Origin of the sequence: Roseomonas genomospecies 6, assembly GCF_008365375.1 — a bacterium.
GTDB lineage: Bacteria > Pseudomonadota > Alphaproteobacteria > Azospirillales > Azospirillaceae > Azospirillum.
Genome location: NZ_QOKW01000028.1, coordinates 1 through 14,348, shown reverse-complemented (window position 1 = coordinate 14,348; position 14,348 = coordinate 1). Strand labels below are relative to the sequence as shown.

Below are 14,348 nucleotides of genomic sequence, written 5' to 3'. Positions count from 1 at the left end.
CTGGGGAATGGCCAAGCTCCCGGCAACGTGGCGCGAGCCCTGACATAACCGGCTCAGGTGCCCTTGACCTTGCGGATCAACGCCGCCATGTCCGCCCCCGAACGCGGCCAGTGGATGTTGGTGATCCGCCAGCCCGCCGGCGTTCGGGACAAGTCGATGGAAATTTTCGCCTTCTTTCCATCGACCTCGTTCACCCCGACGGCCAGAACGCGGGCCGTCGCCGCGTCCAGCATGTTGATGGTGAAGGACGGCATTTTGGTCAGGCTGTAGTCCTGTCCGTCGACGAAGACGTTGAAGTCGAAGACGCCGACATCCCCTGGGTTTTGCTTCCGGTCCAGTTCCAGAGCCTGGACGATCTCCTCGGAGAAGACCTCGCGCAGCTCCGACGGGCTGTCGATCCTTGGGTAGGTGTGGCGGCGGTTGGGGGCGAGATAGGAGCCGTAGATCGTCTTCAGCAATCGTTCGATCGCCGGGTCGGCTGGAACCTGACAGAAAGTCTGCGAGAACTGGGCGAGCGTAACCGGTTTGCGCCGGCACCACGCCGCGCAGACACGGTCGAAGATCGGACCGCGCGCCGGCCACATATCGTTGATGTACTGAACCTGCTGCATACCGGCGCGGGACATGGAATCGAGAACGTTTGCACAGTCCTTGCCCGGCTCCGGCGCGCATTCGCTTTCGATTAGGCTGTAAAAGCCTCGGCAGCTTGCGTTCGGCAATTTTGCCAGGGGGATCGGCTGCGCGGACCGGCTCAAGACGCCGTCATGGAAAGTCCAGAGGGTCGCGTTCCCCTTCTCGTTCGGCCCCTTGAGAAGGACCGCCGAACCGCTGAGCGTCGGGCGTTCGACGTCGGAGGCATAGACCTTTTCCGACAGCGTGACCGGTCCGTCCTGCCGGAACAGGGCGAAGGTCCATCCCTTCAGACCGCACCCGGACCCGCCGCATTGCCCCCAATAGGCGACGGCCACGCCGCCCGGCAGCGCCCATGGGCCCTCCATGCCGCTGTGGTCCTCCTTGGTGACACCGATGGTGGCGGCAAGCTTCCGGAACTCCTCCTTGCCCGGCGGCCACGCTGCCTTGCGATGCGTCGTCGGTGCAACGGGCACCGGGGCGGGCGCGGGAGCCGGAACGGCGACGGGCTCGGGCGCGGCGGTTGGGGCCGGTTCGATCACGGTCGCCTCCAGTGCCGAAACCGCTGCCGGTGTCGGCGGTGCGAGGCTGAGATGCGTGGCCGCCGCGCCGGCCAGCAGGGCGATGCCGGGCGCCACCAACCGGCGCCACCGTGGTACCCGCGTACCCGCTGCCGCGACGTCGCGCTTCGGCACGCGGAGCGTGTCGTAGGCGATCCAGGCCGCGTCCTCCGGGTCCCAGGTCTCGACCACCACCTCGGCGTCACCGTCGAGGCGCCCCAGCTGGCGGATCAGATCCGCAACGTCTTCCAGCGCTGCCGCCCGGATGACGAGGTCCAACTCGCCCTGCCAGATGCGCAGCCGGTATTTCGATGCACCGTCGGTCACGATGGACAGGTCCTGGAAAGCGACGTCTACGGCCCGGGCTCGACGCGGTTAGCCGTGGATCGGCTGGCAATAGCTCCATGAGCCGCGGAGGCCGTGGCAGAAGCGGCGCGCTTCGGCCGTTGAGGCGAAGCCCTTGACGATCAGCCGGATCACCGGCCGTCCCGTCACTCCCGTGTGAAGCCGGTGCGTCGTCAGCGAGCGCCCCCGAAGCCACGGGCTGCCCTGGTACTTTTCGATCACGCGGTCGACGAAGCCATCGTCGTCGTAGGACGCAAGGTGCGCGGAGACACCGCGCGCCGCGTTCGCCGCACCCTCATCGGCATGGCTGCCCATGCTTCGGTGGCGGAGCGGCGGTGCCATGCCGCGGCTCGCCCCGCCGGGCGCCGGGGTGAGGCGGGTCGGCGCGGGTGCCGAGGCGACGCGAACTTCCATATTCGTGCCGTGGCTTTCGACCGGTGCGGGGGCCGGGGTGGACGCCGCCGCCAGTTCCGTCTCAGCGGCACCGCCGTATTTCTGGGCGACGAGCTGGTTCAGGTGATCGGCGCGAGCCTCGGGGGCGGGATGGCTGGCCAGCAACTGACGCAACGCGTCGGGCGAATGCCCGTCGCCCAGCTTGCGCAGGGCAGTCACGGCGGCTGTCGGGCGCGCCTTGGCCTCCACGGCGATGGACAGGCCGTACTCGTCGGACTCCGTCTCCTCCGCCTGGGAAAACTGGGCGTTGACCACCGCTTCCGCCAAGTCGCCCAACGGACCGGCCGCGAGTCGGCCACCGGTGCCGCCCTGCGCCGCCGCCGCTTGGCGCACGCCACTTGAGGCGTAGGCGACCTGCATCTTCTTCTTGGCGTGGCTCAGCGCGACATGGCCGATCTCATGGCCGATGACGAACTTCAGCTCATCGTCGGTCATCAGGTCCATCAGTCCGGAATTGACGCGGACGCTGCCGTCCGGCATGGCGAAGGCGTTGACCTCCGGCTTCAGGTAAACCTTGAAGTGCAGCGACCGGCCGTTCACCGCAGCGTACGTCCGCGTCAGCTCCACCAGTCGCGTGGTGTAGGGGCTTTGTGGGGGCGCCACGCGATTCTGTGCATCCAACTCCACGATGCCGTCCGCGGCCATCTGGGCCATGTCGTCGTCGGTCAGAGTGGCCGCCTGGAAGAACTGGCCGGAGGCTGAGCTCAGCCCGTCGGTGACGCAGCCGGCAAGCAGAAGCGAGGAGGCCAGCACAGTGGAGGCAAGACCGGCAAGGCGCATGATCACCAAATCGTTTGTTGGTTGGCAGAGGTTGACAGGGCGCTGCCGGTCCAGTCGGCAGCGTGTGTGCGTTGAGAGTGAACAACGGGCCATCCGGTTTCAATGCCATCTGCGCATACCGCGTCAGTGTGGAGCGAATTGTCGCGCATGTATCGTTGTTCAGAATGGCAATTCCGAAAAGGATGCGCCAGAAAGGCGCCATGGATCGCCCTGCCGGCCCGCCCGGAGGTCGATCCGCCGGTCCGGAGCACACGCCTTTTGACGACCCTCAGCGAAGCTCGCGCGGCTGTCATAGCCCCCGCGACGGCCCCCTCCTCGATGGCTGCCCCCATGATCTACGTCATCGAGGGGCTGAACGGCGACGAGTGGCAGGAACTGCTGCGCACCAGCGACACCGGCCAGCTGCGGAGCGGCTGGCGCTACTGGCGCGACCGCCACGCCGCGTGCGAGCTCCGCATTCTGCTCTGTTGGCGCGCCGGCCAGGATAGCGACTACGGCCGCTACCTCGTGGAGATGTTCGAGGCCGACGGACGCACTCGCACCGGCTGGACGCCGCTGCGGACCGCGACCGGCTTGCTGGCCGCGGCGGTGGTCCTCGCCGTCCTGAACGCGCCGTCCATAACCGCATGGGCCGTGGGCCTGAAGGCCGGGCGGGCCGCCGATGCGGCGGTGACCGCCAGCCAAACCTTCCAGGACGCCGTCGAGCGGCTGGGCGTCAGCGCCGTCACCACGTCGGCCCGCACGGCGGCCGCCGCGGTGCGGGACCTGCGCTTCCCCACCGCGTTGGCGCACGCCGACACGCGGTCGGGCTCGACGCCGCCCATGGCCAAGCCTGCCGTGCCACCGTCTCCTCCCGAACCGCTTCTTCCGGAACCGCCGGCTTCCGATCCGCTGGACACGGTCATCGAAACGTCCGCGCCCATTGCCGACCCCTTTCCTCTGCCCGCGCCCGACGCCGCATCGCCGGGGGTTCTCGCGGTCACGGCCGAGGCTCCGGCCGAATCCCCTCCGCCGGTCCCGCCACGGCCTCCAAAGGTCAAGCCGGCCCGTCTCCCGGCACCGAAGCGGGCCGATGCGGACCCCGCGCCCGCGGTCGTGCCACCGCCCGCGCTCCAACGCGTTCCGCAGGCCGCCCCTGCGCCGGCCGCAACGGCGGAAGCCCAAAAAACCGTTCTGGTGTTCGGCGATTCGCTGGCCCAGGGGCTCGGCCCGAGCCTGAGCCGCCTGCTGCGGGCCGACCATGTGCGCGTGCTGAACGACGGGCGCGTATCGACCGGTCTCAGCCGCCTGGACTTTTTTGACTGGGGGGCGGAACTGGAGCGGCTGCTGCGCAGCGAGCGAATCACCGCCGCGGTCGTCCTGCTCGGCGCCAATGACCCGCAGGGCTTCGTCCACGACGATCGCCGGCACCGCGAGGCTTTCCGCACGCCGGCTTGGACCGCGGCTTATGGGCGGCGCGTGCGGGAAACCATCGGGCGCTTCCGCAGCCGCGGCATTCCGCTGGTCTGGGTCGGCCTGCCCGTCATGCGCGGCGAGACCTTCTCGCAGAACGTGCGCTTCCTCAATGACATCTATCGGCAGGCCGCAGCCGAAACTGGAACCCCGTTCGTCGATTTGTGGCCCGTGACCGTCGGTGCGGACGGAGACTATTCCGCCTACCTGGGCGAACGGGAAGGGCGGCCGTGGAAACTGCGCAGCGACGACGGCATCCATTTCAGCCCGCGCGGCTATGAGTGGATCGTGCAGGCGCTGCTCCCCGTGCTGCGCCTACGGTTGGCCGAACAGTGAAGGACACGCCCTTTCCCATGGTCCGGACACCGTCGAACGCACCCGATGCGCCGCCACGTCCCGCGCCGAAGGACCGGAAGCGGGTTGACGCCTCGACCGCGGACGCGCAACGCCGCGGCCGGCGTGTCGCCAGCCCGCCGGTGCGGTGGGCGGCCCTGCTGGTGATCGCGCTGTTGGCGCTTGTCGGGACGTCTGGCGCCTCCCCTGCCCACGCGGCCGACGGCGCCGCGCCGCGCAAGGCCGCCACTGGGACGGTGCGTCCACAGGACGGGCGGTTGGCCGGCGACGCCCGCAGCCTGGGCGCCTTCTTCACGGCCCTCGGCAAGCTCGAACGCCGGCCGGCGGGCACGCTGTCCATCCTCCAGATCGGTGATAGCCACACCGCCGGAAGCCACTTCAGCGGCACGCTGCGGGGCCTGTTTCAGGAGCGGTTCGGCAACGCCGGCCCGGGGGGCTTCCCGCCGGGACCGGCCTACAAGGGGCTGTTCTCCCCCACCGTCACGCTGGGCCCGCAGACCTGGACGCTGTCCGGCGGTCTGAACGCCAAGCCCGGCGACCGTCTGGGCATCAGCGGCTTTTCGGCCTCCTCGGTGCGGCCGGACGAGGCGCTGCGCTTTGACAGCGCGGACAACGCGCCGGTGTCCTCGATCGTCCTCACGCTGGTCGGCCGTCCGGGCGGCGGCGGCCTGCTGATCACGGCCGACGGCAAACCGGTGCGCAGCCTGGCCACCGCGCGCCCGCAGGAAGGCGGGTTTGTCGCCCGGCTGAAGCTCCCCCAGCCCGCCCACAGCATCGTCCTCAGCCCGAAGGGTGACGGCCGCGTCGAGCTGCTGCGCGTGGCGCTGCACGGTGCGGAAAAGGGCGTCTACTACGAAAGTCACGGGGTGATTGGCGCCACCGTCGGCCTGTTGCAGCGCTGGGACGAGGCGACCGTCTCCGCGGAACTCCAGGCCCTTCACCCGGCGCTGATCGTGTTGGCCTTCGGCACGAACGAGGGCTTCAACAGCAGCCTGACCGAGGATGCCTACCGGACGCTTTTCCGCGAGCGGTTGGCGGCGTTGCGGCGTTGGGCGCCGTGGGCCTCCGTCCTGGTGGTCGGCCCGCCCGACGCCAACCGCCTGCCGAAGGGCTGCCCGGCCGAGGCCACCGCGGCCTGCTCGCCCACTTCGCCACCGTCCGGCACCTGCGCGTGGCATCCGCCCGCGGAGTTGGCCATGGTGCGGGAGGTCGAGCGCAAGGAGGCGCTGGCCGCCGGCACCGCCTTCTGGGACTGGTCGGCGGTGATGGGCGGCGCCTGCGGCACCCATGCCTGGACGCGGAACGACCCGCCGCTCGCCGCGTCCGACCACGTCCATTTCCGCCCCGACGGCTACCGCCGGGCGGCGCAGGCGCTGTTCGACGACCTGATGGGGCTTTACCGGACGGCCCGCCCTCCAGCCATATCGGAGGCCATACCGGGCGTGGCGCTGCGTCCTGCCCTCCGACCGCCGCAGTGCCGCAACACCGCCGTCCTCAACGGGACGATCCACTGCCTGCGCTAGACCACCACCACTCTCCCCCGTCCTGTCCCGGCGTTCTCCCCCATGCTCTTCCCGACGATCCCATTCGCCCTGTTCTTCCTGGTCGTGTTCGCGGTCGCTTGGACGCTGCGCGGCCGGTGGATGGCGCACAAACTGTTCCTGGCGGTGGCCAGCCTCGTCTTTTATGGCTTTTGGGACGCCCGGTTCGTCCCGCTGCTGGCCGGGATGGCGGTTGTCAATTACGGTCTGGGAGCGGTGCTGGGCACCGAACGCGGACGCCGCGGGCGCGGCTGGATCAGCCTCGCCGTGGGCGCCAACTTGGCCGTCCTCTGCCTGTTCAAGTACTACGATTTTTTCGCAGAGACCTTGGCCGGCGCGTTCGCCGCGCTGGGCATCACGGCCGCCCCACCGCTGCTGGGCATCGCGCTTCCGGTGGGGATTTCCTTCTTTACCTTCCATTGTCTGTCCTACGTCATCGACGTGCACCGGGGGCGGGTGGCGCCGGCGACCTCCGCCGTCGACCTGCTGCTTTACATCGCCTTCTTCCCGCACCTCGTCGCCGGCCCGATCATCCGCGCCTCCTATTTCCTGCCCCAGCTCAAGGCGCCGGTGCGGAAGGAGCGCATCCGCACCGCCTGGGCGCTGACGCTGATCGGCACGGGCTGCGTGAAGAAGATCGTTGTCGCCGGGGTGGTCGGGACCACGTTCGTCGATCCGGTCTTCGCCGACCCCGCCGCCTTCGCGCGCTTCGACCTCGTGCTGGCCGTCTACGGCTACGCCGTGCAGATCTACAGTGACTTCAGCGGCTACACCGACATGGCGATTGGCATCGCCGCTTTGCTGGGTTTCCGCTTCCCGAACAATTTCGACCACCCTTACCGGGCGATGTCGCTGCGCGAGTTCTGGCACCGCTGGCACATCTCCCTGTCGCGCTGGCTGCGCGACTATGTGTACGCCCCACTCGGCGGCAACCGGCATGGCCGCACGCGCACCGCCCTGAACTTGATCCTGACCATGCTGGTCGGTGGATTGTGGCACGGCGCCAACTGGACGTTCGTGCTGTGGGGCTTGCTGCACGGCCTCGGCCTGGCGGGGGAGCGTCTGATCGGCCGCAACCGCGATCCCGACGCAGCCCCTGGCCTGCCGGGCCGACTGATCCGCCGGGTCTTGGTGTTCCATGTGGTGTGCCTGGGCTGGATTCTGTTCCGCAGCCCGACGCTCGACGCGGCGCAGAGCTATGTCCAGGCCTTTGTGCATCCGCTGGAGGACGCGCCGCATCAAGCGACACCCTACACGGTCCTGCTGATCGCCGCCGTTCTGTTGAGCCAGCAACTGCCGGTCAACCAGTGGCGGGTTCTCGCCGCGCGCCAGCTTGAACGCTGGCCGGCCATGGCGGTCGGCGCAGCCTTCGCGCTGGGCCTCTGTGTGGTCGACCTGCTGGGCCCGGAAGGCGTGGCACCGTTCATCTACTTCCAGTTTTGACGGCGGCCCGGCCTGAACCGAGAAGCCGGCAACGACATGCACGCCGGGGCGATTGCCTTTAACGGTTTAGTATCTGAGGATGAACTACCGTTCCGGACATCCACTTCAAGACGATCACGCAAAACGCCCGGAAATGTATTCTCGACAGATAACCGAATCAACCTGTCGCAAAGCCTCCATCCATCCAGCTTGCGCTAACTTCAAGCTGATTGGCATTCCTTCAATGCTCCAGACATGGTGCCTCGCCGTTGCTTTTTGGATCGCCGCGACGGCGAGCCCGGCCGCGGCGTCCATGACATGGATTGGAGAGATCGGACCCTTCTCCACAACGTCCAGAGATTTTGACGTCGTTTCACCAAAGTCGGTTCTGTTCCACCCGGTTCTGCCAAAATTTTATGTGAACGCCTTGGAGTCCGGAAAGACCTTGGTCTACGATTCCCGCAGCTTGGCGAAGATCGGCACCATCACCCACGCCACCGGCCGGCGGTTCGACGCCAAAGGTTCGGGCGGCACATTGGGCAAGCCCGTCGAGGGGGTTTTTACGCACAAGGGCCGCTATCTCTGGATCACCTATTATCGACTGACCAGCGATCCGACGGGCACGAAGCCGTCCATGTTCGCGCAGATCGATACGGCAACCGATACTGTTATCGGCGTCCACGCCACTGGCAACGTTCCCAAGGCCATCGCCACCAACAGCGCGGGCGACAGGCTGGCGGTCACGCTGTGGGGGGAAAACGCGGTCTCCCTGTACGACGTCCGCAACCCGTTGTCGGTCCGCCCGCTCGGCACAGTCCGCGTGGGCGCTCCCGTCGTTGCCCGGCCGGGCACGAATCGCGACCGGACGTGCGGTCTGTGTCTCAGGGGCACCGTCTTCATACCGGGCACCCCGTATCTCGTCGTTGGCGCCATGCACGGCGGCGGCCTCGCTGTCATCGACACAACAAGTTTCAGCGTCGTGAAGACGATCGCCGGCACGCCCGCCACGCCACGGCATCTGACCATCTATGGCGACCATCTCTATTTCAGCGCGAACGTCTCCGGCACGGTCGCCCGGATACGCTTGGAAAACCTCATCGCCCATGTCGAGCGCGGCGAGGCCCTGGACATTCGAACGAAACGCGTGGGAGATGGCGCTCGGACACTGAAGATCGTCGCTGGCAAGATTTACGTGGCGCTCAACGGATCGCGCAAGATTGCGCGAATGAACCTGGACTTTTCCAACGTTGAATATACCCAGGCCGCGCCCTTTCCGGTCGGGCTCGACGTCAAGGACGATCTGCTGGTCGTCACGAGCCAAGGTCAGAACGGCGCCGGCGGGCACCGGGTCGGCGTCTACCGGATTTCCGACACCGAACCTGTCGTTGTGGAGAATGCGGCTTCGAACCACCCCGCCCCGTCGCCGGCGCGACATGACGCCCCCGTCGAGCCCCCCACCGTCGCGCGTGAGCCCGCCGGGTCCGTCGTCGCCAGCGCTGCGCCGCCTGTCGCAACAGCCGTACGGGCCGTCTCGGAGACGCCGCGAAATGAAGGCAACGGAGCTGTGCAGGCCGCCGCGGCCAACCGGCCGATCTTCATTCACCTGGAATCCCACACCAGCCGTGCGCAGGCCGAACGGTCCGTCGCCACCTTGGCAGCCGGCCCGTTCAAGGGCCTCCCATACGTGATTTCGGAGTTCCACGCGCCGCAGAGCGGCCAGACGTGGTTCCGCGTCATCATTGACGGCTACGAGTCCATCGGCGCCGCGCGGGGTGTCTGTGACCGCTTCCACGCGGCAAAACACTATTGCCTGCCGATGCGGCGATGATCCGTACGGGAACCCAAGCGAAGGGTGTCCGGCACCCGGCACAGCTTCGATACGGTCGGGACACGGCCCCCGTGTGGCCGTCGATCTTCACCGGACGCCAGGCACGTCAATTCACGATATGCAAAACCATGAAGGATCCACAATGAGCACTGCACGCTTGTGCATCGTGATTGGGGCCATTCTCGGGCTCGGACTTGGCGCCGCGGGTGCCGCTCGGGCGCAAGACTATGGCCTGAAGGTGTTCGACCAGACGCGCAGCGTCAATGTATCGGGATACTGCGGCTCCGCGGTCGTTCGTCTCATCGGGGTCGACCCTGATGGGTACGGGACGAAGTTTGACACCGACGGACGCATCATCGTCCGCACGCACGCCGGGGGAAAGCTGAAGGAACTCGACCTGAACACCACCAACTGGATTCTGTCGGATCACAACCGGGTGCGGTGCGTGCCGACCCGAAACGGCAATCGACTGGTCGTGTGGAGCAACTGCGCCGGATCGGCATGTGGGGACGACGGCTCGTACGCCATCATCGATGTCGACCGGGGAACGATCCTGAAGCCCAATCTCGACACCAAGCCCGGACAAGCCTTCGTTCCCGCCCCCAAGGAGATGTGCGATGCGGCGTGCGCGGAAAGGCTGCTGGGCGTGAAAGCCGGCACGCTGTTCAGCCGCTAAACGACCGGCTGCCGAATGGCCAGCTGGGCCGCGCGCCGAAGAGCGCTTCCTTGTCCCGGAAGCGCTCTTTCCCCGCTCAGGCCGACGCGGTCACGCCAGGGTCACCGGCGGGCCGCCAGTTCAACCTCGCGATCGAGCGCTTCCTTCTCCTTGCGCAGTGTTTTCAGGCGCTGAAGTTTCTCGGGTTGGCGGCTCAAGCCGGACGTGGCGGACAGGACACGTTATTGGCGAACAGCCTTATACAGCACATCGCCATGCCAGAACGCCGCTGTGTGGTCGTCGAGAACGTAGAAAGCGCGATACATGTCGCCCGGAATGCAGACCCGAACCCTTGCTCGCGTTGCCGTTGCCGGGACCGATGCGGGGAGCCGTTCATCCCGTGCCGTTTCTTCGCCAAGTGGTTCGGCCCCGATGACGACGGCGCATTCGGTCTTTTCCTTCTGCAGTCGCGTCCCACTTTTGTCGATCCATGCGTTAACCCAATTCCCTCCGTCGTCGATGTCAAGGGTTATCACGGTTCCAATCAGCTGCAAGGCAACCGTCTCAGACCTGACCCACGTTGGCGCCTTTGGGAAGGACATAATGCCTGCTACCGTCCAGCGTCCTTTCAACCGTTCGGGCGGAATTGGGCGAGACGCCACCGGCTGAGTGACTGACGGGCGATAGCGACTGATGCTCAACTCTCCTTCTCCTCCCGAAAGGGCAAGCAAATCCGTTCCACTGCGCACGTACAAGGTCAGGGTCTCATAACAGGAGAGTTTGGCCACCTCATAGCGCCCAGCGGGCCACCGAGACAAAGACCGAGGGTCTCCGCCAGCGTATTGTACCCACTGCCGGATCTGGTTCACATCCATAACGCTGTATTTCAGCTCGAACGCCTCCGCTTGGCCTTCCCTGCAGGTCTTTCGATCTCTCCGATAATCTTTGTCGCCAATACGCTCGATCACATGATCTTTTTTGAACGTGAGCGTGCTCCCCTGCCTGCTCCCCTGCCCGTCGCTCCACATGGCATCCGTGATCGACGACGCCGCTTTGCTTTGGTTTGTCACGGCCAAGAGAAGTGATGCAGACAGAGCCACGACGGCACGTCCAGGCACTTTCACCACGCTGCTCCCCTTCTTCACGTTGAGACCTTGTTGCATCGAGGCTGCCCGTTGCCGAACTGGGGATGAGGGCGTAGGAAGGGACATTCCGCCTCCTTCCGCGCGCTGTTCCGCCCCATGCCGTTCAAAACCAACGCGTCGCGTAGCCATCGCATCCCGAAGCAGCGGCATCGGATTCGCAACTGGGCGGAGTATGACGCCGGGCTTCGGGCGCGCGGCAGCCTGACGGTCTGGTTCACGCCGGAGGCCGTCGAGCGCTGGCGGGCGGAAACGCGGACCACGCCGGGCGGCCAGCAAACCTACTCGGACCTGGCGATCACGGCGGCCCTGACCTTGCGGGCTGTCTTCCGGCTGCCGCTGCGCCAAACCGAAGGGCTGGTCGGCTCCATTGTCCAGCTGCTCGGTATGGAGCTGGCCATCCCGGATCATTCGACCCTCAGCCGGCGGGCCAAGGTCGTGCGGTTGCCGGTCGTGCCGGCCTTCTCGGTCGGCGCCGTGGAGCTGTTGGTCGGCAGCACGGGCGTGAAGCTGTGCAGGTCGGGCGAGTGGCTGGTCGCAAAGCACGGAACCCAGCGTCGCCGCGCCTGGAAGAAGCTGCACGTCGGGCTCGACGCCGCCACCGGGCGGATTCTGGCGGCGATCGTGACCGATCACGATGTCGATGACGCCTCGCAGGTTGGCCCGCTGCTGGCTCAGATCGAGGAGCCCCTCGCCGCGTTCGTGGCCGATGGTGCCTATGACCAGACCGGCGTGACCGAAGCCGTGGCGGCGCACACGCCGGACGCCGCCGTGGTCGTACCGCCCCGCTCCATGGCGGTGCCGAGCGCGAATGCCGCGACCAACCCGACGCAGCGTGACCGGCACCTCCAGCACATTGCCGAGCACGGGCGCATGGCCTGGCAGAAATCGTCCCGGTACAGCGTCCGCGCGCGGGTCGAGGCGTTTTTCAGCCGCTGGAAACGCGTCATCGGCGATGCCCTGCGGTTCCGGACCGAGGATCGGCGGAACACCGAGATCGCCATCGCGATCCGGGTCCTGAACCACATGCTCGACCTCGGACGCCCGGACTCCGTCCGCGTCGCGTAATCAAAAGGCCGGGGAGGGGGGCTGCGGCCGAATTCACCTCGCTGCAACAAAGTCCCGGGTATCTGCTGTTGAACGCACCCTTTGGGGCAAGGATCACGCTCTGTGAGATCGGCTCTCGGGTTCCTTTCTGATCGCATGGTGTGGCGGCTACGTGCCGACCACGGACGGAAGCATGAAGCCGGCGACGTGATTCATTCGGGGGCTTGACACCCGACGGCCCATTACGGAAGCAGATACGCGTGGAGAGCGAGGCGGCAGAAAAGGGGACCGGCGCCAGAACGTCAGAAACCAACGACGTGGACCTGCCCCGAGAGGTGGGAAGCGCGAGTCGCGCTCCCCACACTCACAAGGGTTTGAGTAGGCCCTCTTAATCGTCGCGCCCGTTTAGAGAGCGGGCGGTCAGGAATATGCCTTGTTGTCATTAAGGCGCAGGAAGCCCTTCACCGTACGGTACAGGACCCAAATCCCGGCTCCGATGATGATAAAATAACCTATCACAAAAATGGCAGTCAGCACACCCACAAAAGCAAGAGCGAATCCGATCCAGAAAGTCCTGATCTGATTGGAGAAATGACTCTCGAGTACGGTACCGGCTGCGTCACTCTTTTTGATATGCGCGATGATGACACCAATAATGCCCGTAAAACCAACAAGGCACGAAAGAGCATAAAGCCCATAAACGACCATCGCAATGGTTTTGAGGCTCTTCTCTGACTCAGTTAAACCCGTCGGCAAGGTTTGATCTTGAACACTCATATTCGTTTACTCCTTGAACCTTTTTTGACAAACAGAGAAGGGATCGGGTTAAGATCCGGCGTTTCGCTTGCAGGGTCCTTGACGTCCACAATGCGGGTATCAACATACACCATTGTAATCGACGCCTCAATGGAAAAAGCCAACAATACTTTACAGAATTGCGAACACAGGGCAAGAAATAATGAAGCGAACCATATTACAAAACTGCAATACGGGCTGCCGAATTGTTTCGGTTCACGGTATTGAATTTCCATTCAATCTTGAATCTCTGTGTCTTCATGGAAAGTTCTCAGCCTGATTCCGGGTGTCGGAGTAATAGCCTTAACATTCTTTGGCAGAAATCAATTCGCGCTGAGGATTCGCCCTGCAGACGTTGCATAATGACGCCTCAAACAGTGAAATATATCATACAATCACGACCCTTGATTGCGGCGTTCCGGGTGGTAGCCGAAGGTAATGCCGAAGAACAGGGTACGGCGGACCCATTCCGTCACAGGCCAGACGACGCCCTGGGACCGCACCACCCAATCGAGCGCCTTCGCTTCCGCCCAGCCGACACAAGGGGCGCCTTCCTTCACACCGGCGAGCAGCGTCGGATAGATCGGCAACCGCGTGATGCGGTTGTCCGCCAGGAACGCGCACAGACACAGGGCCGTCACCGCAGCCAGGGAGATGCCGACGTGGCGGCGCAAGCGGGCATTGCCGGTCTTTAGCCAGAGCACGAAGTACCCGATCTTGGTGCCGTGCCAGATCAGGCCGAACAGGCTGAAGAACAGCGCCGTCGGCGGCACCAGCAGCGCCCGCAGCGCGATGCCGCTGTACACGCCGCTGGGTGGTTCCTGGCTGAACATGACCGAGAGCGTGCAGCGCATTCTCAAGCGACGGGGGCTGGCCGGGCAACACCCGACGACACCGGAGGCGATCATCGCCGCGCTCGAAGCCGCCGCGCAGGGCTGGAACGCGGCGCCGACGCCCTTCGTTTGGGGCGGGCGACGGTCCGATCGCCGCCACCGTCGTCGCCAACGCCAGCATGCTCTGGGCGGTTCCGGCGCTTGCACCCGCCGGCCATTGCTCCGGCCGCGTCCGACCGTCCTCCAGCAATGGCGATCAGCAGGTCAAGTGACCCACTAGTGCACTGACGCAGACATAGGATTCACAGCGGGCTGCTGGTATGCGATTCTGTCGGCATGGCCCAGACCGTCAGCGTCATCGTTGGAGCAGAGGATCGCGCGCGGTTGGCCGCGATCCTCGGCGACCGCAACCGCCCGCATAAGCATGTCCAGCGGGTGAACATCATCATGCTCTCGGCCGAGCGTCTGGCGGTGCAGGAGGTGGCGCGCCGGGCCGGTGTCAGCCGCCCGG

General features: G+C 65.8%; 11 protein-coding genes and 1 pseudogene. 7 read left to right on the top strand and 5 right to left on the bottom strand.

Features of this window, described 5'->3' with window-relative positions:
• Positions 1-53: 53 nt before the first annotated feature.
• Positions 54-1,469, bottom strand: coding sequence for a DUF3828 domain-containing protein (locus DS843_RS25175; protein WP_149471580.1), 1,416 nt, complete (start codon positions 1,467-1,469; stop codon positions 54-56).
• A gap of 96 nt (positions 1,470-1,565) precedes the next feature.
• Positions 1,566-2,768 (bottom strand): M48 family metalloprotease, encoded by a 1,203-nt coding sequence (locus tag DS843_RS25170; RefSeq protein WP_167525458.1) that lies wholly within the window; start codon positions 2,766-2,768, stop codon positions 1,566-1,568.
• A gap of 330 nt (positions 2,769-3,098) precedes the next feature.
• On the opposite strand from DS843_RS25170, the gene DS843_RS25165 reads away from it, so the two are divergent.
• The 5 genes from DS843_RS25165 (at position 3,099) to DS843_RS25145 (ending at position 10,041) form a co-directional block, all read left to right on the top strand.
• The gene (locus tag DS843_RS25165) at positions 3,099-4,556 is read left to right on the top strand and encodes an SGNH/GDSL hydrolase family protein (RefSeq protein WP_149471578.1); all 1,458 of its coding nucleotides are present in this window, start codon (positions 3,099-3,101) and stop codon (positions 4,554-4,556) included.
• Positions 4,557-4,573: 17 nt separating this feature from the next.
• A complete protein-coding gene (locus DS843_RS25160; protein WP_149471577.1) occupies positions 4,574-6,097 on the top strand; it encodes a GDSL-type esterase/lipase family protein in 1,524 nt (507 codons plus the stop codon).
• A gap of 42 nt (positions 6,098-6,139) precedes the next feature.
• Positions 6,140-7,558, top strand: a complete 1,419-nt coding sequence (locus tag DS843_RS25155) for an MBOAT family O-acyltransferase (RefSeq protein WP_149471576.1) — start codon at positions 6,140-6,142, stop codon at positions 7,556-7,558.
• A 79-nt stretch (positions 7,559-7,637) separates the two neighbouring features.
• A complete protein-coding gene (locus DS843_RS25150; protein ID WP_149471575.1) occupies positions 7,638-9,365 on the top strand; it encodes an SPOR domain-containing protein in 1,728 nt (575 codons plus the stop codon).
• A gap of 142 nt (positions 9,366-9,507) precedes the next feature.
• Entirely contained in the window at positions 9,508-10,041 is a 534-nt protein-coding gene (locus DS843_RS25145) for a hypothetical protein (protein ID WP_149471574.1), read from the top strand.
• A gap of 221 nt (positions 10,042-10,262) precedes the next feature.
• On the opposite strand, the gene DS843_RS25140 is transcribed toward DS843_RS25145, so the two are convergent.
• Complete coding sequence (locus tag DS843_RS25140; protein ID WP_149471573.1) at positions 10,263-11,183, bottom strand: hypothetical protein; 921 nt, start codon at positions 11,181-11,183, stop codon at positions 10,263-10,265.
• A gap of 78 nt (positions 11,184-11,261) precedes the next feature.
• Between DS843_RS25140 and DS843_RS25135 the strand changes: the two genes are divergently transcribed.
• Positions 11,262-12,230 (top strand): IS5 family transposase, encoded by a 969-nt coding sequence (locus DS843_RS25135; protein ID WP_149471572.1) that lies wholly within the window; start codon positions 11,262-11,264, stop codon positions 12,228-12,230.
• A 399-nt stretch (positions 12,231-12,629) separates the two neighbouring features.
• Here DS843_RS25135 and DS843_RS25130 read toward each other — a convergent pair whose 3' ends face one another.
• Together DS843_RS25130 and DS843_RS25125 are read right to left on the bottom strand one after the other, a co-directional pair.
• Positions 12,630-12,986 (bottom strand): DUF4870 family protein, encoded by a 357-nt coding sequence (locus DS843_RS25130; protein WP_149471571.1) that lies wholly within the window; start codon positions 12,984-12,986, stop codon positions 12,630-12,632.
• Between the two features lie 413 nt (positions 12,987-13,399).
• On the bottom strand, positions 13,400-13,912 hold the full coding sequence (locus DS843_RS25125) for a hypothetical protein (RefSeq protein WP_167525457.1): 513 nt from the start codon (positions 13,910-13,912) through the stop codon (positions 13,400-13,402).
• Between the two features lie 261 nt (positions 13,913-14,173).
• Between DS843_RS25125 and DS843_RS25115 the strand changes: the two are divergent.
• Positions 14,174-14,348, top strand: a pseudogene (locus DS843_RS25115) (IS630 family transposase); the annotation flags it as partial.